The organism is Mangrovibacter phragmitis (assembly GCF_040429585.1).
Lineage (GTDB): Bacteria > Pseudomonadota > Gammaproteobacteria > Enterobacterales > Enterobacteriaceae > Mangrovibacter > Mangrovibacter phragmitis.
The window spans coordinates 4519012-4540771 of the sequence record NZ_CP134782.1 but is presented as its reverse complement, the minus strand read 5'-3'; the positions used below and the strand labels follow the sequence as shown (position 1 = coordinate 4540771).

The 21760-nt window shown below is 46.6% G+C and carries 20 protein-coding genes, 1 tRNA gene and 1 pseudogene; 13 read left to right on the top strand and 9 right to left on the bottom strand.

Features of this window, described 5'->3' with window-relative positions; all coding sequences use genetic code 11:
- Nucleotides 1–17: 17 nt before the first annotated feature.
- Both frsA and crl read left to right on the top strand, forming a co-directional pair.
- A complete protein-coding gene (gene frsA / locus MPHASIOC01_RS21960; RefSeq protein WP_064596428.1) occupies nucleotides 18–1262 on the top strand; it encodes an esterase FrsA in 1245 nt (414 codons plus the stop codon).
- Between the two features lie 57 nt (nucleotides 1263–1319).
- Nucleotides 1320–1721, top strand: coding sequence for a sigma factor-binding protein Crl (gene crl, locus MPHASIOC01_RS21955; RefSeq protein ID WP_064596425.1), 402 nt, complete (start codon nucleotides 1320–1322; stop codon nucleotides 1719–1721).
- A 99-nt stretch (nucleotides 1722–1820) separates the two neighbouring features.
- On the opposite strand, the gene phoE is transcribed toward crl, so the two are convergent.
- Nucleotides 1821–2900, bottom strand: a complete 1080-nt coding sequence (gene phoE, locus MPHASIOC01_RS21950) for a phosphoporin PhoE (RefSeq protein ID WP_353613306.1) — start codon at nucleotides 2898–2900, stop codon at nucleotides 1821–1823.
- A 287-nt stretch (nucleotides 2901–3187) separates the two neighbouring features.
- Between phoE and proB the strand changes: the two genes are divergently transcribed.
- The 7 genes from proB to MPHASIOC01_RS21915 all read left to right on the top strand — a co-directional run bounded on the left by proB (nucleotide 3188) and on the right by MPHASIOC01_RS21915 (nucleotide 8123).
- On the top strand, nucleotides 3188–4291 hold the full coding sequence (gene proB, locus MPHASIOC01_RS21945) for a glutamate 5-kinase (RefSeq protein ID WP_353613305.1): 1104 nt from the start codon (nucleotides 3188–3190) through the stop codon (nucleotides 4289–4291).
- Nucleotides 4292–4301: 10 nt separating this feature from the next.
- Nucleotides 4302–5555 carry a glutamate-5-semialdehyde dehydrogenase gene (gene proA / locus MPHASIOC01_RS21940; protein WP_064596418.1) on the top strand — a complete coding sequence of 418 codons (1254 nt, stop codon included), beginning with the start codon at nucleotides 4302–4304 and terminating at the stop codon, nucleotides 5553–5555.
- A 113-nt stretch (nucleotides 5556–5668) separates the two neighbouring features.
- Nucleotides 5669–5744 (top strand) — tRNA-Thr (locus tag MPHASIOC01_RS21935).
- A 612-nt stretch (nucleotides 5745–6356) separates the two neighbouring features.
- Entirely contained in the window at nucleotides 6357–6776 is a 420-nt protein-coding gene (locus MPHASIOC01_RS21930) for a hypothetical protein (RefSeq protein ID WP_353613304.1), read from the top strand.
- A 90-nt stretch (nucleotides 6777–6866) separates the two neighbouring features.
- Nucleotides 6867–7544, top strand: coding sequence for a DUF2971 domain-containing protein (locus MPHASIOC01_RS21925; protein ID WP_353613303.1), 678 nt, complete (start codon nucleotides 6867–6869; stop codon nucleotides 7542–7544).
- A gap of 94 nt (nucleotides 7545–7638) precedes the next feature.
- A complete protein-coding gene (locus tag MPHASIOC01_RS21920) occupies nucleotides 7639–7695 on the top strand; it encodes a DUF1493 family protein (RefSeq protein ID WP_353614967.1) in 57 nt (18 codons plus the stop codon).
- 11 nt (nucleotides 7696–7706) lie between these two features.
- Nucleotides 7707–8123, top strand: a complete 417-nt coding sequence (locus tag MPHASIOC01_RS21915; protein ID WP_353613302.1) for a hypothetical protein — start codon at nucleotides 7707–7709, stop codon at nucleotides 8121–8123.
- A gap of 520 nt (nucleotides 8124–8643) precedes the next feature.
- Here MPHASIOC01_RS21915 and MPHASIOC01_RS21910 read toward each other — a convergent pair.
- On the bottom strand, nucleotides 8644–9066 hold the full coding sequence (locus tag MPHASIOC01_RS21910) for a hypothetical protein (RefSeq protein ID WP_224225008.1): 423 nt from the start codon (nucleotides 9064–9066) through the stop codon (nucleotides 8644–8646).
- A gap of 420 nt (nucleotides 9067–9486) precedes the next feature.
- A pseudogene (locus MPHASIOC01_RS21905) lies at nucleotides 9487–9648 on the bottom strand (integrase); the annotation flags it as partial.
- Nucleotides 9649–9685: 37 nt separating this feature from the next.
- Between MPHASIOC01_RS21905 and MPHASIOC01_RS21900 the strand changes: the two are divergent.
- From MPHASIOC01_RS21900 to MPHASIOC01_RS21890, 3 genes are all read left to right on the top strand, one after another.
- A complete protein-coding gene (locus tag MPHASIOC01_RS21900; protein ID WP_197499264.1) occupies nucleotides 9686–9841 on the top strand; it encodes a hypothetical protein in 156 nt (51 codons plus the stop codon).
- A 490-nt stretch (nucleotides 9842–10331) separates the two neighbouring features.
- Entirely contained in the window at nucleotides 10332–11513 is a 1182-nt protein-coding gene (locus tag MPHASIOC01_RS21895) for a deaminase domain-containing protein (RefSeq protein WP_353613301.1), read from the top strand.
- Between the two features lie 197 nt (nucleotides 11514–11710).
- Nucleotides 11711–12400 (top strand): HlyD family secretion protein, encoded by a 690-nt coding sequence (locus MPHASIOC01_RS21890; protein ID WP_353613300.1) that lies wholly within the window; start codon nucleotides 11711–11713, stop codon nucleotides 12398–12400.
- A 429-nt stretch (nucleotides 12401–12829) separates the two neighbouring features.
- Here the strand turns inward: MPHASIOC01_RS21890 and MPHASIOC01_RS21885 are convergent, their stop codons facing one another.
- Nucleotides 12830–13594: a YopT-type cysteine protease domain-containing protein gene (locus MPHASIOC01_RS21885; protein ID WP_353613299.1), complete on the bottom strand. Its 765-nt coding sequence runs from the start codon at nucleotides 13592–13594 to the stop codon at nucleotides 12830–12832.
- Between the two features lie 472 nt (nucleotides 13595–14066).
- Nucleotides 14067–14744: a hypothetical protein gene (locus tag MPHASIOC01_RS21880; RefSeq protein ID WP_064596405.1), complete on the bottom strand. Its 678-nt coding sequence runs from the start codon at nucleotides 14742–14744 to the stop codon at nucleotides 14067–14069.
- Nucleotides 14745–15641: 897 nt separating this feature from the next.
- Here MPHASIOC01_RS21880 and gap point away from each other — a divergent pair.
- Complete coding sequence (gene gap, locus MPHASIOC01_RS21875) at nucleotides 15642–16643, top strand: type I glyceraldehyde-3-phosphate dehydrogenase (protein ID WP_064596521.1); 1002 nt, start codon at nucleotides 15642–15644, stop codon at nucleotides 16641–16643.
- A 69-nt stretch (nucleotides 16644–16712) separates the two neighbouring features.
- On the opposite strand, the gene MPHASIOC01_RS21870 is transcribed toward gap, so the two are convergent.
- From MPHASIOC01_RS21870 to MPHASIOC01_RS21855, 4 genes are read right to left on the bottom strand one after another with little or no spacing between them, the layout of a single operon-like run.
- The gene (locus MPHASIOC01_RS21870; RefSeq protein ID WP_064596403.1) at nucleotides 16713–17531 is read right to left on the bottom strand and encodes an alpha/beta fold hydrolase; all 819 of its coding nucleotides are present in this window, start codon (nucleotides 17529–17531) and stop codon (nucleotides 16713–16715) included.
- Nucleotides 17532–17579: 48 nt separating this feature from the next.
- A complete protein-coding gene (locus tag MPHASIOC01_RS21865; RefSeq protein ID WP_064596401.1) occupies nucleotides 17580–19211 on the bottom strand; it encodes an MFS transporter in 1632 nt (543 codons plus the stop codon).
- The gene (locus MPHASIOC01_RS21860) at nucleotides 19195–19626 is read right to left on the bottom strand and encodes a DoxX family protein (protein WP_064596518.1); all 432 of its coding nucleotides are present in this window, start codon (nucleotides 19624–19626) and stop codon (nucleotides 19195–19197) included. The genes MPHASIOC01_RS21865 and MPHASIOC01_RS21860 overlap by 17 nt, the downstream gene beginning before the upstream one ends.
- Before the next feature lie 4 nt (nucleotides 19627–19630).
- Nucleotides 19631–21508: an amidohydrolase gene (locus MPHASIOC01_RS21855; RefSeq protein WP_064596399.1), complete on the bottom strand. Its 1878-nt coding sequence runs from the start codon at nucleotides 21506–21508 to the stop codon at nucleotides 19631–19633.
- Nucleotides 21509–21760 lie beyond the last annotated feature (252 nt).

Here is a 21760-nt window from a genome sequence, read left to right as displayed (position 1 = left end):
TCATGGAGGCCGTCATTATGTCAGAGGAAAACCTCAGCGTTTCGTTATTTAAGCCCCGTTTTAAGCACCCGGAAACTTCCACTCTGGTGCAACGTCCTCGTAATGATAAACCCCCCATGGTTGAGTCCACTCTGGATGGGTCGACGGTGCCTCACTGGTACCGCATGATAAACCGACTGATGTGGATTTGGCGTGGTGTGGACCCGCGAGAAATCATTGAAGTGCAGGCCCGTATCGCCGTCTGTGATGCTGAGCGCACCAGAGATGACTGGATAGACACCGTTATTGGTTACCGCAGTGGGAACTGGATTTACGAATGGTCCCGCCAGGCGATGTCCTGGCAACAACAGGCGACTCAGGAAGAGAATAACGCGCAGTCAGGCAAACTCTGGCTCAAAGCCGCAAATCTGTACAGCATTGCCGCTTATCCTCACCTCAAGGGAGACGAGCTGGCAGAACAGGCGCAAACCCTGGCTAACCGGGCTTACGAAGAAGCCACTCTGCGTCTGCACGGTGAATTACGCCAGCTTGAATTTCGGATCCCGGGCGGCAGCCCGATAACTGGCTTTTTGCATATGCCTGAAGGTGAAGGCCCCTGGCCGACAATTCTGATGTGCGGCGGGCTGGATTCACTGCAAAGTGATTACTATCAACTTTTCTCCCGTTACTTCGCTCCGCGCGGTATTGCGATGTTGACGATTGATATGCCCTCGATTGGTTTCTCATCTAAATGGAAACTGAACCAGGATTCCAGCCAGCTTCACCAGCATGTTTTGCAGCACCTCACCAATATTCCCTGGGTTGATCACACCCGGGTTGCTGCATTTGGTTTCCGTTTTGGTGCCAATGTGGCTGTGCGCCTGGCCTACCTGGAAAGCCCGCGTCTGAAAGCTGTGGCCTGCCTGGGACCGGTGGTACACAGCCTGCTGAGCACTCCTCAGCGCCAGCGCAATATTCCGGATATGTATATTGACGTGTTAGCCAGCCGCCTGGGTATGATGAATGCCACCAATTCTATTTTAAGCACAGAGTTAAATCGCTACTCACTGAAAACGCAGGGTTTACTTGGGCGCCGCTGCCCCACGCCAATGCTTTCCGGCTACTGGGATAATGACCCGTTCAGCCCGGAGGAAGACTCGCGTTTAATCGCGTCGTCATCTTCAGATGGTAAGTTGCTCGCAATACCTTTTAACCCGGTTTATCGCAACTTTGATAAGGCACTGAATGATATTGTCGACTGGATCAGCAAACGTCTGGGTTAAAGGATTGATAAATTCTGTTTATTTGGTAAAACATTTAAACGACTAAAGGAGACCAAAATGACGTTACCAGGTGGACACCCACGGGGCCGGTTGCTAAAAAAATTTGCTGCCCTTGGCCCGTATTTGCGTGAAGAACAGTGTGACGAGAACCGTTTCTTTTTTGATTGCCTGGCGGTGTGCGTTAACGTGAAGCCCGCTCCCGAAAAACGTGAGTTCTGGGGCTGGTGGATGCAAGTAGAGGCGCTTGAGACACACTTTGCCTATTCCTATCAATTTGGCTTGTTTGATAAAGAAGGCGTTTGGAATCCGTCTCCTGTTAAAGATAAAAATACAAACGAAGAAATTGAGAAAACACTGCGCACTTTCCATGCCAACCTCACCAAACTGCTGGATTCCTTTAATATCAAACTGCTCCCCGCCGAAGACTTTGACGAAAAACCAGTGCAGCTTTCTGCCTGAATTCACTCCATAAAAAACCCCAGTAGCAAGCAGGGCGCTATTGGGGGGAAGCAGTGGTATTGCTGCCCGCCATATTTATGGCGGGCTGTTTTAATGCCATCAGAACTGGTAAGTCATCCCCACAGCCACGATGTCGTCGGTGCTGATTTTAAGGGCGGTAGTTTTCGCGTTTTTATCAATCTGGTTGATTTTGTAATCAACAAACGCGGACATGTTCTTATTGAAGTAATACGTTGCGCCCACGTCTACATAGTTAACCAGGTCCTGGTCGCCAATCCCTTCGATATCTTTCCCTTTCTGGGAAACATAACCAATGGATGGACGCAGGCCGAAGTCAAACTGATACTGCGCAACAGCTTCAAAGTTCTGTGTTTTGTTCGCTGCACCCATAAATGTGGCTGACGTACCGCTGATTGGCGTCATGTTACGGGTTTCAGAATACATGACTGCCAGATAAATATTGTTGGCGTCATATTTCAGGCCAGTTGCCCAGGCTTCTGCTTTATCGCCAGTACCCAGTACCTGCTGTTTCTGCAACAGGGTGCGGTTAGAAACGGTATACGCACCGCCAACACTCAGGCCAGTATCGCCGATGGCATAAGTCAGTGCAGAGCCGAAACCATCGCCATTATCTTTGCTGTAAGAGCTACGGTCATTTTTACCCTGGTACTGCAGGGTTAAATCCAGACCATCAACCATCCCGAAGAAATCGTTATTGCGATAAGTTGCCAGGCCGCTGGAGCGCTGGGTCATAAAGTTATCGCTTTTCGCGGAGGAGTCACCGCCGAATTCCGGGAACATATCGGTCCAGGCTTCTACGTCGTACAGCGCACCCAGGTTACGGCCATAATCCAGCGAGCCATACTGAGCGAATTTCAGGCCAGCAAACGCCAGACGTGTTTTCTGGCTGGAGGTGCTTTCTGGTTGGTTACCAGCAAACTGTTCTTCCCAACGGCCATAACCAGTCAGTTGATCGTTAATCTGAGTTTCACCTTTGAAGCCCAGACGCACGTAAGTTTGATCGCCGTCTTTACTGGAATCGTCGCTGAAGTAATGTTCAGCTTTCACTTTGCCGTACAAATCCAGTTTATTACCATCTTTGTTGAAAACCTCTGCTGCGTGAGAAGCGGAAGCAGTCATTACACCCATCATCATTAATGCCAAAGTGCTCTTTTTCATTGGTCTTTCCTGTTTTGTTTTTTAACGCGCGACAATCGCGGGCAAGAGGAGCCCGGAGAAAACAGGGAGTTTTTTAACGTTATGGGATGAAAGAATTATGACATTTGCAGAAAAATTCTAAAATTTTGTCATTTATTTTTACTGTCATTAACATGTAAACATTACCCGGTATTTTTCCTCATTTTGCTCTTTTTCCGTTGTTTTCCCTGCTGCCTGTTGGCAAGGCTCGCGAGTCCTGTTACAACGTCATCAGTTTTTCTTTTTATTTGTTGAAACGGCAGAACACCATGAGTAATAGCCAGACACTGGTGGTTAAACTGGGAACCAGTGTATTAACTGGCGGCTCCCGCCGCCTGAACCGGGCCCATATTGTTGAATTAGTGCGCCAGTGCGCGCAGTTACACAGTGCCGGGCACCGGATTGTGATTGTCACCTCTGGCGCTATTGCGGCAGGGCGTGAGCATCTCGGGTATCCGGAATTGCCTGCAACCATTGCGTCCAAACAATTGCTGGCGGCAGTGGGCCAGAGCAGGCTGATTCAGTTGTGGGAACAGTTGTTTTCCATTTACGGTATTCATGTAGGGCAGATGCTGTTGACCCGAGCTGACATGGAAGACCGCGAGCGTTTCCTGAATGCGCGTGACACACTGCGTGCGTTGCTGGATAACCGCATTGTGCCGGTTATCAACGAAAACGACGCTGTTGTCACATCGGAAATAAAAGTGGGCGATAACGACAATTTATCGGCACTGGCCGCGATTCTTGCAGGCGCAGATAAATTACTGCTCCTGACCGACCAGCAAGGTCTGTTTACCGCAGATCCACGCAATAACCCCACCGCCGAACTGATTAAAGAAGTGCATGGCATTGATGACACATTACGGGCTATTGCCGGAGACAGCGTGTCTGGCCTTGGCACCGGTGGCATGAGTACCAAACTGCAGGCGGCTGATGTCGCCGGGCGTGCAGGTGTTGAAGTGGTAATTGCCGCGGGCAGCAAACCTGGGGTTATCAGCGATGTGATGGAAGGTATCTCTGTTGGTACTCGTTTCCACCCTTTAGATACGCCGCTGGAAAACCGCAAACGCTGGATTTTTGGTGCGCCTCCGGCGGGTGAAGTGATCATTGATGATGGCGCGCTCAACGCGCTGGAAGCCCGTGGCAGCTCGCTTTTGCCTAAAGGTATCAAAGAGGTGACCGGCAATTTCTCCCGTGGCGAAGTTATTCGCATTCGCAGCCTGGAGGGGCGCGATGTGGCCCACGGCGTCAGCCGCTATAACAGTGATGCACTGCGCCGTATTGCTGGTCACCACTCACAACAAATCGACGCCATCCTTGGTTATGAGTATGGTCCTGTCGCCGTTCACCGCGACGATATGATAGTCAAATAAGGAACGCCGGATGCTGGAAGATATGGGTAAAGCGGCCAAAGCCGCGTCTTACCGCCTGGCGCAGTTATCTGCCCGGGAAAAAAATGCTGCGCTGGAAATGATTGCCGACAACCTGGAAGCCCAGGCCGCAACCATTCTTGCTGCCAATGAACAGGATCTTGCTGAAGCCCGTGAAAACGGCCTGAGCGAAGCCATGCTGGACCGCCTGCAACTCAACCCTGCGCGGTTAAGCGGTATTGCCAGTGATGTTCGCCAGGTGTGCCGCCTGGCAGACCCGGTGGGGCAGATGATTGATGGCGGAATGCTGGACAGCGGCCTGCGCATTGAGCGCCGCCGTGTTCCCCTGGGCGTAGTGGGCGTTATCTATGAAGCCCGCCCTAACGTGACTGTGGATGTGGCGTCCCTGTGCCTGAAAACCGGTAATGCCGTTATTCTGCGTGGCGGGAAAGAAACCTGGCGCACCAACGCCGCAACCGTGCGGGTTATTCAGTCTGCACTTGAAGCCTGTGGGTTGCCTGCCGGCGCAGTGCAGGCCATTGAGAGCCCGGATCGTGCCCTGGTCAATGAAATGCTGCGCATGGATCAGTATATTGACATGCTGATCCCACGCGGCGGCGCTGGCTTACATAAATTGTGCCGTGAGCAATCGACTATTCCGGTGATCACCGGCGGAATTGGTGTCTGCCATATTTTTGTCGATGAATCTGCTGATATCGCTCCCGCCCTGAACGTGATTGTCAACGCCAAGACACAACGCCCCAGCACCTGCAATACGGTTGAAACGCTGCTGGTGCACACGGCAATTGCAGACCGTTTCCTGCCAGAACTGAGTAACGTCATGGCACAGCGTGGCGTAACGCTGCATGCCGACGCGGCTGCGCTGGTGGCATTGTCGTCCGGCCCGGCAACTGTTGTACCTGTGAAAGCGGAAGAATACGACAACGAATTCCTGTCGCTGGATTTGAACGTGAAGCTGGTAAGCGGCCTGGACGATGCCATCGACCATATCCGTGCGCATGGCACACAGCATTCCGACGCGATTCTGACGCGCACATTGCGCAATGCCGACCGTTTCGTGAATGAAGTGGATTCCTCAGCCGTTTATGTGAATGCCTCCACACGCTTTACCGACGGCGGGCAGTTTGGCCTGGGAGCGGAAGTGGCTGTCAGCACACAGAAACTGCATGCCCGTGGCCCGATGGGCCTGGAAGCACTGACCACCTATAAGTGGATTGGTTACGGCGACGATACAATTCGTGCGTGATCTCACCGGGGTGATGCAAAAATAGCCGTTTGATTCACAGAGTTATTGACGCATCCCCCGGTTAGTTTTAACCTTGCAGCCCGTGAGTTACGCTCGTAACCACATCCAGCAGTGCCGATATAGCTCAGTTGGTAGAGCAGCGCATTCGTAATGCGAAGGTCGTAGGTTCGACTCCTATTATCGGCACCATTTCACTAATTCCTTACGATACAGCTAGTTAGACGATTAAAATCTGTCTCTTTTGCCTGTAAGAAATGCTCTTTTATGTCCCTTGAAAAAGCCGCTGTGGTTGATAGTGGTAATTGGGATGTTAACTCATAGCGGCGTGTAGTTCCAAGCGTCAAACACGTACTGACTCAACTTGAAAGCTATGACGTAGCCACCGTCTCTAAACAATTCCAAAAACTTTTAGTGAAGCGCATTTTAGCCCGATGCCCCCGTTCTGTCGCCGTCGCGAGACGCCGCAGGGGATAAACAGGTTTATGGTGGTCACGGTACTTGCAGACCATATGCAAGCTCTGCCAGCGGTTCGGCCTCGCTCCCCTTGGGTACATGGTCATCCTGATAAGCCTCACTAACTGACATAACCCTGATGAAGTCGCCAGAGGCTCCGCTTGTTGCTGTACCACCAACGGGGCTTTTTGGTTCTTTTATGGTCTTATGAGCTTGAATATTGACAGCTTTACCTCAAGAAAATTGACGGCATCGTGATTGATTGGACAAAAACTTGTCGGATTCCACTTCTTATGGCAGAAATTGATATAATTCCAATCAATACAAATAATCTGTTAAGGAAGAACAATGGCTGATCCTGCTTCTCTTGCTGCTATCTCTGGCACCCTTGAGCTTGTTAACAAATCGGTTGATTTAGTTCGCAATCTCCGTAAGAAAGGTGATAACGAGCTTACCGCTGCTGAAATGAGAAATACTTTAATTGATTTGCTTGATGACCTTGTAGAAGTCAAAAGTGAATTTGTAAGCCTCAAAGCAGTTCTGCTAAGTAAGGACGAAGAAATCCGAGGGTTAAAGGCTAAGTTAGAAGGAAAACAAGAACCGAAGTTTGATGGTAGTTTGTATTGGAAAGAGGGGGATGAAACTGCTTTTTGTCCGGTATGTAAAGAGAACGAAGGTAAGCTGATACATTTAAACTATTGGGGCGGTAGTCAAGATTACTCGCCATGTTGGCTTTGTAAAGTATGTCGAAATGAGTTCAAGGTGTAAGTGTAATTACTTTGGTTGATTCAATCTTATGAATTTCAACTATTATTGGGATAAGGATCGCTTTATTTAATAGTCTTGGAGCGTTAGAAGATGTTACCAGAGTATATTTATAAATACCAACCACTAAATATTAATACAATAACGGCATTTCATAGTTCATCTTTATGGTTTTCAAAAATTGAAAATTTAAACGATCCTTTCGAGAAAATGTACTGTTTTTCGTCTGAATTTAAAGGGAATTCGAGTAATTTACTAATAAATAATGGTGCCTTTTATAATACTGGTATATGTAGTTTCACCTTGAATTCTCCAGAGGATGAGGAGAAGTTCAAAGAAAACACATTGATGTGGTCTCATTATTCGTCAGATTTTAATGGGATTTGCTTGAAGTTCAGCTTGGAAGAGTTGTTGGGATCTTTAAATTCTACAGTCAATAGATTTGTAAGAGGATTTAATGTGAATTATGTTTTGTCACCGTTAGAAATTGATTCGCTTACTAAGTTTCATGATGTTTTTTCTATATTAAAAACAAAACATGAGGCTTGGGCAAATGAAAATGAATATAGATTGATAGCAGAATCGGAGAGCGGTTTGATGAAGTACTCACCTGATTGTGTTAAAGAAATATATCTTGGTGGAAGAATGAATAAAATGCATAAAGAACTCCTTCTTACACTAATTAGTGCGACCCATCCGCATCTTAAAATATCCAGTGTAAAAAGAGTCCCATCTGATTACCGCTTTGATTTTGACAGAGTAACTCTGTAACTATTTTTTATATATTACTAATAACGAAATTTTTAATTAAGGTGAGTCTTGTTAACGGTTAAACGCTGACCCTGTCAAACAAGTATCGAAGCCGCTGACTATCATAATGTTTGCTGAATCCGCGAGAGCTGACCGATGGCTATATCTGTGAGGTGGTGCTAAATGAGTTACGATGAGTTGGATGCTATAGCAAAGCGTGCATTGGAAGAGGCAGATTACATGAGAAGCAATCAGGCCAAGCTAGCGCAGATAGCTTTGATTAAGCATCAAAAAGCATATATGGATTGGCGAACGGACAACGGGGACTTCGGTGATCCATGTCCTGGTACAAAGGAGGCTAGACTTGAGCTGATCTGGAAACGACAGAACCAGCTGGGATACGAAACTCTGAACGTGTTGGAATACTCTTTTGAGCAATTGTATGACGCCGTAGATAGCGCTCTATCAGATGCACTGGCGTGTAGAGACAACGGAGTTAGAAAATGGGCGGCTGCGTCTGATATTGCTGAACTTAGCGCCTTATGGCAGTGGTTCCGAGAGAGGTTACCTGCCGATTATGTGCCAGAGTATTTGAGGTAGAGAATGTGTCTTGCAGGCGTTACTTTTACTTCCACAACCCCACCTCAAGCGGCTCTCAGGGCTTGTGCGCATGAGGCAATGTGGTTGTACTGGGTATGTGCGCACAACCTTCTACAAGCCGCATTCTACCGTTAGCCTATAGCTGAATCCCCGGCTTGAAAAATTGCACGCTTACGGTTGCGCCTCCCTCGACGGTTAAGGCTTCAACTTCCCCCGTGTGCCTCTCCCAGCCGAAGGCTGGGCGGGCTGTATATCGATTTGCCTTCCTCTGTGGCGTTTATGACCCTGTTTCGCGTTTTGACCGTGAGGCTGTGGGTTAGGGTTACTCTTCTCTTTAAACGCTAAATCACTCCTGAATCCCCACTGTTAAAGCACTTTGCGTTGATGCTGGGTGCTGTTCTTGCCTGCGCTTGTATCTGTCTCGTTTGGGTATACCTAAAGTGAACCAGCATAAGGGGAGAAGTCAGGGGGGGTTAGCAGGGAGGTAATGGTAACGAAGTTAGCCCCCCTGTATGAATCGTTACTTTTGACTCAATCCCTTTCTTACACCGCAAATGAAATCACCAACTTCTGCACCAACGCTACGACCAGAGGAAACATAATCGACTTTAGTAATGAACTTACCATCTAAATCGAAATAGTTCAGTTTCCCATATCCATTATCACAGTCGCTGTTCTTTACTGAAACTTTGTAATATTCGACGGTTTTATGCTCAGTGTCTTCATATTGAACCAACAAAGAAGAAGAGCCATTAATGTTACGAAATGAATCCCCCTTTGCTGACATTCTAACATTCTGGCCTGTTGCCATAGGAAACCATTGTTGTGAATCAGCCGCAAATGCAGATTGCGACACCAGAACAAGTACTGACAAGCCCACCAATGAGATTTTCTTAACCATCAACATCATTCCACTTATAAGAATTTTCTTGATTTTAGCCATGCTTTCAGCAACGTTCAATGATGCATCATATAAGCTGCTATTTATCAGGGGTTAGATAGTCTGATTCCCTCTGTACCCCATGGTGAAACAGTAAAATGTCCTCAACCGTTGGTATCACTGGGCTGATGGTGAAAATTCAGATGTCTTGATACACTGATAAACCCTGTTAATAAAGTGATTGTTTATGCAGTTTTCGCAGTATTGTCAGGGTCTTGGCGTTTATTTATGCACATTTCAAAAAATGAAAACGTAAAGCCGTCAAGCTATACCGTCAAAATTGACCTGTTCCACGTACTGAACAAGTTCCCAGAGTGAAGCCCCTTGACTGTAAGTCTTGAAAGACTCTGTACTTCCCCCTCTCATGGCCCACAAGAAGCGCTATCCGGTCTTCAGGTGAAGTGGTTTACTGAATTTGGCCACCTGAACCAGCCAGCTTGCCCAGATGTGCCGCAGGTCATGAAAGCGAACGTCTTGAATCCCTGTACGTTTTAATGCAACCCTTCATGCTGTATTCGTGTCAAAACGCATCTTCCTGACAGCAGGTGATTTGGTTCCATTTGGCCTGGTGCTGCTTTCCCTGTAGTCGCTGTTCCCTCCGCTGAGTGAAGCGCGTGAGTGGGTGGATAAATTTACCCACTGGTACAACGAAGAGCACAGTCACAGCGGGATACGGTATGTGACGCCGGGACAGCGTCACCGTGGTGAAGATAATGCCCTGCTAAAACAGCGTGATGACCTGTACCGGATGGCACAGAAAGCCTATCCCGAACAATGATCAGGCAGAACGAGAAACAGGCAAACGGAAGGCCCGGTAACACTGAATCCGGCGCGGCAAAAACAGGCTACTTAAATTAACCCGGGGGCCAACTACCTTGACACTTACCGGTCTCTCCAGGCCGGTTAACAGAAAGATCGACTTAACTTTTTTTGAATTGAGCTGTCTGTGTATTTTGTTAACCGATTTAGCAACTGGCACTCCTTATGCTAAGCTAATTTATGGCTGGTTGTGGTCATTTTTAATAGTCTGGCTTTGTGCCAGGCCCGACCACAGGGTTGAAGCCAAAGATCAAGGGATATCTTGTTTGCCCGGACGACATTATATTGACAATGCTTTCACAGCGTTTGGTAGTGTGTGACAGGGAATACAGCTGTTTTATTCCGGCCATAAAAATACTTAACTTTCAGAAAAATATCAGTCAACTGCAAAGGTTATTTATTTTTCAAAGGCAGAACATTGAATAGAACCAACCTAAAAGGTTTGAGATATGTATGAACAAATCAAGATGCTGAAACAGAATAAATGCAGGGCGGTTATTCATTCTATCTCTCAGCGGAAAGGGGTAAACAGACAAGGTTTTTGCATTGCAGATAATCGCCTGGAAAGTGTTGCACAAAGAAAAACTCAGGAACCAGGTAACGATTTTTCTATCCAGAAACATAATGATAAAGAAAACGTTGCGAATAGCTCTAAGCCAACTTTTGAAAACAATTCGTATTATTCAATAGATGTTGAAAAATCATATGGTAATTCGGATAAATATACCCAGTTAAGAGCAATTAAAAATAACTCATTAGAACTAATTCCAGAGCATGTTCGAAATGCTGTATCAAGATATAGTGTAGTGCAAAGGAAAGGCACAGTAGAAGGTTTTTTAAACAAAGTAGTATATTATGTACATCAACTTGAACGTTATAGCCATCAAGGATACCCTAATTATGGAAAGCGTACGCGAGGGGATGTAGAAAAAATCAGAACATCACTCATCAATGATTATTCATCATTAAGTGAAGAAGAACAAACGCGATTGAACAACGGTGACTTTAACTGGGATAATGTACCAAATTATTTTGAATATGGATTAGACAAAAAACTGATCTATTTCCATGCTACCAATCTAAACCTGGAACCAGTGAGCTCTGTAAGTTATCAACAAGGCATTTCTGGATACCATCAGTCACATCTCGTGCCAAAACTTGATGATTATGAAGATAGCAACCGTAATTATGCTACGCTTTACTACGATATTACTGTCAGATTTTCTATATCTGGAAGACCACTGACTTTGAATTACTCAGGCAGTTATGCAGGACGTAGTGGGAAATACGAAGTCGGTCACAAGTTAAGGGCTCCGGCGCAGCGAGGTTTTGGAACTCATCAGGTTGTCTCCACGGATTATGATGATCAGCACTTTCAAACATTCGTTGATCACCACGAAAGGGATTTTGATTCAGAAGTGGCTGTTTTTGAAGACCTTAGCCAAACGATTAGCAAAGATTTACAAAGGAGAGGTATTCCACATTATACAACCGAGGGGAATGTGAATCTATTTACAGATAGAGCAACATGTAATTCATGTACTGCTTTAGCTATGCAGTTTCAAAATGCCTGGAATGTTACTGTGAATGTTAAACATGGCGGTGTCGATGATTATAAGGGTTATGTATGAAGAAAATATTAGAGTGATAAAAAATATTCTGTCCACTCTTTGCTATCAGAGACACTCCTGATCCTCCCCACCATTAGTGGACACGCGACTAAGCGCAACAACCGTAAGATCCATGCCCGTAAATTTCTGGCAACTCCAGAGGGTAAAGCCGGGTTAGCTCAAAAGCAGGAAGAAGCAGCAGAGATCAAATACTGGCTGTGTTGACATCAGATAACCTTAATTACCAAATAGCCCAGGCCAAAGTTATCGCCGCAAATCTGGCCTGGCAGGTTGCTCAGCAGCCCTTTTCTCAGGCACTTGATGAACAGGGCGGCGCATTGAAAAAACTCGAATCAGCAGCACAACAGCAAGTTGAGAGCTTGTTGCGTCAACAAGCGCGGTTGACACTAACCGCACCTCTCTCAGGGCACATGGTCTCCGGGCGCGTGGCGGATGTAAGTGATGCGCTGAAGTCTGGCACCGTGGTGGCTCAGGGCGAGCAGTTGATGCAGGTTCTGGGTAAAGAAGGTGTGCGTGGCGAAGGGTGGGTGGACGAAGAAACGGCAACAACCCTGCACACGGGGGATGCCGCGTTCTTTGTCCCTGACAGTGGTGAAACAAGAGCGATTCGCTGCAAAGTCGGTAAAATTGACAGACTCAACCAGGCTACGCTCGACCAACCCTTGCTGGCATCGGTATATGGTGGCAGCATTCCGGTGCAAATCAACAACCAGCGCCTTGTACCCATAAACACCATTTTTCGCGTTCGTTTGGAACCCTGTGAAGCGCGTCAGGCGCCAGAACGTGAACTGGCCGGAAAAGTTGTATTACAAAGTGCACACCGTAGTTATTTACAACGTGGCTGGCAGTGGCTGGTCGTCAGTCTGGGCCGGGAGGCCGGGTTATAATCATTGCGGCAGCGGGGTTGTCGCCTGGAACCACTCAGTTCCGCGCAACAGATTATCTGGCCCTTTTCCACAGGCTCTCTGAGTCATTTACCATGCTCATTTTTATATTTTTACCACAAGGTGATTGTCACCATTTTAATATAGATATTTGGCAGTATGGCTAAGCTAATGAAGTAACAGACCAATAATATTTCTGTAATCACAGAGCCCGGTTCCTGGGTAGAATAATGCTGAATCAGCATTATTCGTCTGTCAGGATACTTCAGATAAAATTAATCTGAGAAAACAATGCGCTATCTACAAAACCGGGATCTCCCCGGCAAATGTTAACGGTAGACAGGCATTTATTGGTTGTTGGCAACCGAAGCAGAGAGCGAATCTTTTCTGATAAGTGTCATTCGGCTGCCGGAAAAATAATTTTATTTGGGGTTATTCCATATCGTCGTCAGAGTCATATCCCCAATCCACACGTTCGCTCAAATAATCAAAGCCCATTATGTTTTTATTGATAGTTCCCGATGTTTCCAGGCGAATAAAAATGTGGCTCGTGCCTTTATCTAACTCCCATAAGTCAGATTCAGTTGTGTCGAAACCCTTTTTAATTATATCTGCTATTCCCTGCAGTGAAAATAAATGATGGTTTGATAACTTATAAACTCCATTGTTGACATCAAAAAAATAAACGCTTCCTTCATGATTAAGAATGGCAACAGCATGCCGAAATAGTTGGTTTTTAAATATAAGCTTAACTCTGGATGTAATGCTCATACTGAAAATAATAGCAGTGTTTCTACACGATGGTACATTCTTTATCATAGCGTCTATTTTGCGTTTCGTTGTTTCGCCATTGATTACTGAGTAATTTAGCTTGTAATTTGATCTTGTAGATAGAAAGTTTTCCTGGTTATTTAATACCTCCACGATCAACTTGCTGGAATTATCTTCAAGTCTGGCATGCATCTCACTATATATAGCGTGGATGTGCGAGCTGAAATTATAAAATTGGTGCTGATTCATTAACATCAAACCAATGGTTTTCCTGTCATTGGCTATCTCTCTGAGAATATCAGAAGCCCAATATAATGATGCACCAAAACATTTCCCACTTTGATTTTTAGTATAATGCGTTAAGTAATAATCATAATCAGCTGAGGTATCAACAATTTTTTCCCATTCATTTAATGATTTTTTCACAAGCTTTCCTTTCTTGTTATTAAAAATAAGCGGTAATATACCTGGTTTGGGTAAGAATAGAAAACTTCTTTAGCTTGATTTACAATAAATTAATTTAATTTTTTTTGGTTTTATTTGTGTTAGAAAATCTCAGAGAGAAAATTCGGTGAATCCAATAAATGTTGATTAATTCCAATTGAACTTGAGTGGTTTTATGGTATGGGGAATATATTGTCAGGTGCTGAATAGTAATCTGTGTATCTGGTGCCTGAAATACTTTTCTGGCATCTTATAGTTATTATATACTCAGGTGAGTAATGTCATAGTGGCCTGAGGTTCAGTGGATTATGATATGAATTATATTTTAATGGCATTATGTAGTGTTGGCAGAACTCATCTGCCAACACTTTTTTTATTCTACCCAGAAATACTGGTGGGGCGGGATACTGTCTACTTTAGGCTCTGTGCGAAAAAATGCTAACGACATCAGTCATCATTTTGCTAACAGGCGTGGTAGTTGGCTTTCCAGCTCAAGCAGGCAGAAATCCATCATTTTCTCTGTTTCCTGGGTAACTTTGGCGTAATTGTTTGCCTGCCAGTCGTTCAAAGGCGCAGTGACATGTGTTGGCTCACATTCGGATATCACGTAATTGCTGAACATATTGCCACCTTCCGGGCGTTTATAGAACTTAACCCGGTAGGTTAAATCGTAGTTACTGTCATTGGCAGATAAATTGGTGTATACCAGCGACCACTCAGATGCGGCAATAAACAGTGGCTGGGTCCAGGTATAACCGTTGCCATTTTTTGCCAGCCAGTCCCGAATTTTGTTTTCGGCTTTCGGGCCAAAGTAATGGGATGTGGGCTCCGGGAGCGAATCGATGGTAGTGCCTTTGTAGTTGTGTTTATCGAAAGAGTTGGTGCTGATTCCGCCACCCAATATGGCGCTTGCTATTGCTATTCCCATTCCGGTGCCCGCGTGTGCCGGGGTTACTTCACGCAATGCGGTATCTGCGTAGCGGTTATTGTTCAATTCCGTTGGCGCAAAAATAGTCGCTACTTGCACTGAACTACCGTTAGCCGCTTGTACTGCATGTGGATGAAGATTCCCTGCGCAACCAGTCAGAAAAGCTAAAGACAATACGCCAGTTATTAACAGATTGTTTTTCACTTGTTACTTTCCCTATATAAATGACAGAATGATTTTTATTATCAACCTTGCCAGTAAAGTTATTCCCTGAATCCAGGAGTACCCTATGTATAACGGTTGGAATGGCGATATCTTTAATCTGTTTTTTGCGATATGAGAAATTTTTCTGAGCGACAGGTTATTTTATTTTGTTATTCTTTTTCGAGTGGCTAATTGGTTTTTTAAATTATCCAAAGCTAAATTTTTATTGTTAATCGCGGTTAGTTAATGATTTTTATCTTAGGGGTGTTAGTGTGCTTATATTGGCTGTTAAGTCACCATATGACTGGTTAAATGAAGTTTAGCTATTAATATGACCGCCTGGCTTTCCTGAGCGTTATTCGCTATTGAAGTTCAAGGTGGACAGAAAGTTTCACTTTGCAACTACTGCTGGTTTTGGACATCATAATCGTATATTTCATGTTGCTTTAATAACGGTATATAGCATGGTCACTGAAGTCGTCAGCCCCAGCCTTAACCTCCCCGGTAGAGAGTACAACGGATAAAACTTCAGACGCGGAACACATTCTCCGAAAATACTGAAAAAAGAATAAGATAATAGTGATACAGAAAAAACAATTATCTCATTGTATACCTATCCATTTGTATAACTATCTTTTGGCATATGCATCATTGATAGTGATCCTGAACAAATAAAACAGTCAGCTGGCTCTGGCTAAGTCTTGCTGTCACGGCAATGGGAACGCTCTTTTCTCCCGGAGAAAATGGAAGGGTTCCGGCATCTGAATATTCATCTTAGTCCAGCACCCAGGCTGATATTTTTCATTAGACCAGTAAGGGATGACTGGCAGTGAAGATATGGATGCTATCTCTCTGTCTGTCGCTAATACCTGCTTACTTTTACCTGGAGTTTCTGTCATGAAAAAAATTGGTATCAATGGTTTTGGGCGTATTGGCCGGTTAGTTCTGCGCCGCCTCATTGAACAAAATGAAGATGTCACTGTTGTTGCGATTAATGACCTGACTTCACCGGATATGCTGGCTTATTTACTGAAGTATGACTCTAACTACGGTGCTTTTCCTGTACCGGTGAGTGCTGATGGTGAAAGCCTGGTGGTTGGCAACCACCATATAAAGGTTTTTGCCGAGAAAGAGGCGAAAAATATTCCCTGGGGAGATTTAGGTGTTGATGTAGTGATTGAGTGTACAGGGTTTTATACTTCTGAGCAGAAAGCTCAGTCTCACCTTGATGCGGGCGCTAAAAAAGTGCTTATCTCTGCACCCGCAGGTGAGATGAAAACGATAGTGTTTAACGTTAACGATGACACGCTTACCGCTCAGGACCGCATTATTTCTGTTGCATCCTGCACTACCAATTGTTTGGCACCTATGGCTAAAGTTATCAATGATAACTTTGGCATTAAAGTTGGCACCATGACCACTGTGCATGCCTATACCGGAACCCAGGCACTGGTTGATGGCCCACGTAGTAAAGATTATCGGGCATCCCGGGCTGCTGCTGAAAATATCATTCCTCACACCACTGGGGCTGCCAAAGCGATTGGGCTGGTTATCCCGTCGCTGTCTGGCAAGCTCAAGGGGCACGCGCAACGTGTACCAGTAAAAACAGGTTCGGTAACAGAGCTGGTATCTGTTCTGGAAAAGCAAGTTACTGTAGACGAGATAAACGCCGCTGTAAAAAGCGCTTGTGAAAATAACGAGTCGTTTAAGTATACCGACGATCCTATCGTTTCTTCCGATGTGGTCGGTTTACCTTTTGGATCTGTTTTTGATTCTACGCAAACGGAAATAAGTGAAGCCGGGGGGATCCAGTTAGTGAAAACGGTCTCATGGTATGACAATGAATACGGCTTTGTGACTCAGTTAGTGCGTGTTTTGCATAAATTCGTCAATCTGTAATTAATTACTTTTATTTATACCCCAGAAGCAAAAGCAGCTTTTGCTTCTGGGGTATTTAGTTCAGTGGAATTAACGCTGCAAAAATGCCAGCAAATCCTGATTCAGTTGTTCCTGGTGGGTAACGGCAAAGCCATGTGGGGCATTGTCATATACTTTGAGCTCTGAACCCCGGATCATTTCTGCAGATAACCTGCCCGTCGTCTCGAAAGGAACCACCTGGTCATTGCTGCCATGAATAACTAATGTTGGAACATCCACTTTAGCTATATCAGCACGGAAATCTGTTTCTGCAAATGCCGTAACACAATCAAGCGTGCCCTTAAGCGATGCCAGCAGGGCAATATTGAGCGTCTGGTGCATGACACCTTCAGACACCTGCTGCCCAGCATTAGTGCCATAAAAAGGTGAAGCAAAATCACGAATAAATTGAGCCCTGTCTTTGCGTAGCCCATCACGAATACCAGCAAAAACAGATAAATCCACACCTTGCGGGTAGTCTTCAGCTTTACCAAATATTGGGGTGACGGCTCCCAGTAGCACCAGTGCTGCAACACGGGATGTCCCATAATTGCCGATATAACGCGTTACATCGCCACCACCCATTGAAAACCCGACTAATGTAATCTCGTTGAGATCAAGATGATTAATCAGATCATTAATGTCAGAGGCAAATGTGTCATAGTCATACCCATTCCAGGGCTGGTCCGAGCGGCCAAATCCCCGGCGATCAAAAGCAATAACGCGGTAGCCCTGTTCTGCCAGAAAGTTCATTTGGCTGTCCCACATATCCGCATCAAGAGGCCACCCGTGGCTGAAGAGCACTGGCTTGCCGGTGCCCCAATCTTTGAAGTAAATCTGAGTACCATCTTTAGTTGTAAATGTGCTCATTACATAAACCTCTTATTTATTGAGTGGTTGATATTTGGCATTGCATCGTCAGAACGGAGCAACCAAATAACGGACTTCAGGTACCTGTTCTCCCTGATGGAAGGTATTCACCCGGGTCTGAATTTTTTTATCATCCATGGTGTAACGCTCCTGTTCTCGTAAGTGTTCCATCCAGGAATCAACAACGAATGTTTCAACAAAAATACCGGGTTGCAGTACATCTTCATAAATAGCCCAGTTAATCGCCCCACTTCGGCGCCTCATGCGCCGCATGTCCTGCATACATACTGTGAAATCATGTGCATCTTCGCGGCGAATACGGTATTCGTAGCTCACCATTACCGGGCCACGGCTGTGATGCACGTTCGGTTGTAATGTGCTGCTATTACGGTGGGTGGCGATATCAAGATCGAGGTCAGGGTCTTTATCAAGCCGCCAGCGCCAGACAACAGTGCAGGACAATATCAGCCCAATAGCGGCGGTACTGAGAGAGAAAGGGATTGAATAATGAGCGGCCAGTTGACCCCATACTGTGCTGCCGATGGTCATTGAGCCAAAGAATGCCGTGAGATAAACGGCGAGTGCCCGGGCCTTAACCCACCGGGCGGCACTACGTTGTGCACCCAGGTTGAGAGTCGAAAGAATGGTTATCCAGGCTAAACCAATAAAAAACTCACACAGGTTGAGCCACCAGAAATGGCGAATAAAAGCCATGCCCAGCATCATCAGGCCGAATAACACACTGGCCTGCATCATTAATGCATCGGCACTAAACCTTTTGCGTAACCTGGGCATCAACACTGCACCACTAATGGCCCCAACACCTATGCTTGCCAGCATCATGCCATAGCCGCCTGGCCCCTGGTGCATTTCCGTCCGTGCCACCAGGGGCAATAAGGCCCAACCTGCACTACCAAAAAGAAAGAAAGCACAGGTGCGTACCAGCACATTACGGAAAACGGGGGCAGCATAGATGTAACGCAGACCAACACGCACCGCCTGGAAAAAATGCTCAGGCGGCAGGCGCTGTATAGTTGGCTCGGATTTCCAGCGATACAGCACCAGGGCAACACCCGTTACGGATAATGCATTGAGTAAAAACACGAGCCAGGGGCTGGTAAAGGAGAGGATCAGGCCGCCAAGTGCAGGGCCAATCGCCCGGCTGATATTAATGCCTAGTGAGTTAAGCGCAATGGCGGGGCCCAGCTCATCTTTAGTCACCAGGTCGGGCACAATGGCCTGAAAAGGCGGGGAGCTCATTGCAGCTCCGGTACTCAACAAAAAGGCGGCTAACAATAACACCCAGGGGGTCACTAACCCGGCCGCTGAGAGCAACGTTAAACTGGCTGCCACAATAAATACCCATACCTGCGAAAAGAGTAAGTATTTACGCCTGTCAACGATATCGGCCATTACGCCTGAAGGCAGGGCAAATAAAAACATAGGCAGGCTACTACTGGCCTGAACTAAGGCGACGGCCAGGGGATCACTACTTAGCGTGAGCATGCTCCAGTTGACGCCAACATCGTTCATCCATGAACCAATATTAGAAACTACAGTTGCCAGCCAGAGCGTACGAAACACGGGTTGTCTGAGTGGTTGCCATGGTGACGAAGGCCGCACTGTAACGGTATCATCCTGCTCCGGGCTGGAACTTTGGATATCATTTACTTGTGCCATAGTGCAGCCCTTGTTTGGTGTTATTGCCTATGCGCCAGCGCCCCGGTCCTGTAATTGCCTGTGTAATGAAAATTATCAGCAATAGCCAGCCAAACTGCCCCTCAGCAACAGACCAGTCAGGGTGAACAAACAGCATGGCTACCAGCAGGACACCAATAACAGGCAAACAGGCAAGCCGGGCCCATACCCCAAGAATTATCAAAACCGGGCAAACCACCTCAGCAAGAATGGCAGGAAGTAAACTCATATAAGGCCCCATGCCAAAAGGATCTTCAATACGAGCCAGCTCAGCATGGAAGTGAAGTACTTTGGGTAAACCATGGACGTACAGCAGTAGCAAACTACTACTGAGTCGCAGGAAGAACAGCCCCAGATCAGTCTGGGGCGCAGATGAGATAAACGGTATTGTTTTCATGGTATTAAAATGCAAAGCAGCTGCAGCCGAGCGCACCCCAAAAGGCGTTCTCTTCTGACACAGGGATGTTGGCACCACGGGCGATATCATGCTGGTGGCTGTGAACACTGCAAGGGCCGTTACACTGGTGTTGCCGGGGCTTTAAGCCAGCGCGGGTCACAGCTCCTGGGGGGGCACTACGGTAGTGACCAGGTACATTAACAACAGGCGACCACTCCGGCAGGACAGGTATTGCTGGTGGTGCTTCAGAGCTAAATGAGCCTGCGGCATAAACAATGTTGCCATCCACCACAGTCAGTACTGATTCAATACCTTTTATTTCATCTTCCGGAACACTGAAAAAGTTCTTACTCAATACCGCTATGTCGGCCAGCTGCCCAACTTTTATCTGGCCTTTTTGCCCCTGCTCACTGGAGAACCAGGCACTACCCTGGGTCCAGAGCATTAAGGCTGTGTCTCGATCGAGCCGGGCGTTGACGTCATACATTTGCATTCCGCCAACAGTACGGCCAGATACCAACCAGTAGAGCGCAGTCCACGGGTTGTAACTGGCAACACGAGTGGCATCGGTTCCCAGTCCCACGGGCACACCGGTATTCAGCATTTTAGTGACTGGTGGAGTATGTGCTGCTGCTTCGAGCCCATAGCGTTCTGCAAAATACTCACCCTGGAATGCCATGCGGTGTTGAACGGCAATGCCGCCTCCCAGAGCTTTAATACGGTCAATATTTTGCTGGGTTACCGTTTCTGCATGGTCGAAAAACCAGTGAAGGCCATCAAAAGGAATATCGCGGTTCACTTTTTCAAACACATCCAGCATTCGGCTAATTGATTCGTTGTAGGTTGCATGCAGCCGAAATGGCCAGCGGTGCTCTACCAGATGGCGCACCACGCGTTCCAGTTCATCTTCCATACCGGGTGCTAAATCTGGGCGTGGTTCCAGGAAATCTTCGAAATCGGCCGCAGAAAATACCAGCATTTCACCGGCACCGTTATGGCGGAAATAATCACTTCCTTGGCCCGGAGTGAGCATATCAGTCCATTTTTCAAAATCTTCCAACTCATGGCCGGGGCGCTGAGTGAACAAGTTATAAGCAATACGCACCGTCATCTGCTGTTCACTGTGTAGTTTCGCAATGACTTCATAATCTTCTGGGTAGTTTTGGAAACCGCCGCCAGCGTCAATTGCGCTGGTGATACCCAGCCGGTTTAATTCACGCATAAACTGGCGGGTCGAATTAATCTGGTGATCCAGCGGAAGTGTTGGGCCTTTTGCCAGGGTTGCGTAGAGGATCATGGCGTTAGGGCGGGCGATCAGCATGCCAGTCGGGTTGCCATTACTGTCGCGCTGAATTTCGCCTCCTGGAGGATTGGGCGTGTCTTTGGTATATCCCACAACATTGAGTGCGGCGCGGTTCAGTAAAGCCCGGTCATAGAGGTGAAGAATAAATACTGGGGTGTCGGGAGCCGCTTCGTTAATTTCCTCAAGTGTTGGCATCCGGCGCTCGGCAAACTGAAACTCTGTCCAGCCACCTACTACTCTTACCCATTGAGGTGATGGAGTGCGCTGTGCCTGTTCTTTCAACATACGTAATGCATCAGAAAGCGAGGGAACACCCTCCCAACGTAATTCCAGATTGTAGTTCAGCCCGCCACGAATCAGGTGCAGGTGGGAGTCATTTAACCCCGGGATAACTGTGTGATCCTTCAGGTCGATGACTTTCGTTCCTTCATCATGATGTTCCATGATTTCAGCCAGGCTACCTACAGCCAGGAATTTCCCGTCACGGATCGCTACCGCTTGTGCTTCGGGGTTACTGCGATCAACCGTGTGAAATTTCCCGTTGATTAAAATCAGCTCTGCTTTACCAAGTGCCACCATAGCGCCTCCTGAACTGTGATGTCCGAATATTCGAACAGGAAAGATGCTGTCGCCTGTCGCCAGCATGAATGAGTTCAGGATTATGGGAATGAGAGATTAACACCGTCTAGTTATACAGAAGGATACTTATACGTCTGTATACCTATACGCAGAGATAATAGTGCGGAATTTTATTGCCCCCTAACATTGGCCCTGAGGTGACCAGTGCCAGGTCACATTTGCTCCGTAGCATGTTTTGCGGAAATCCGTTAA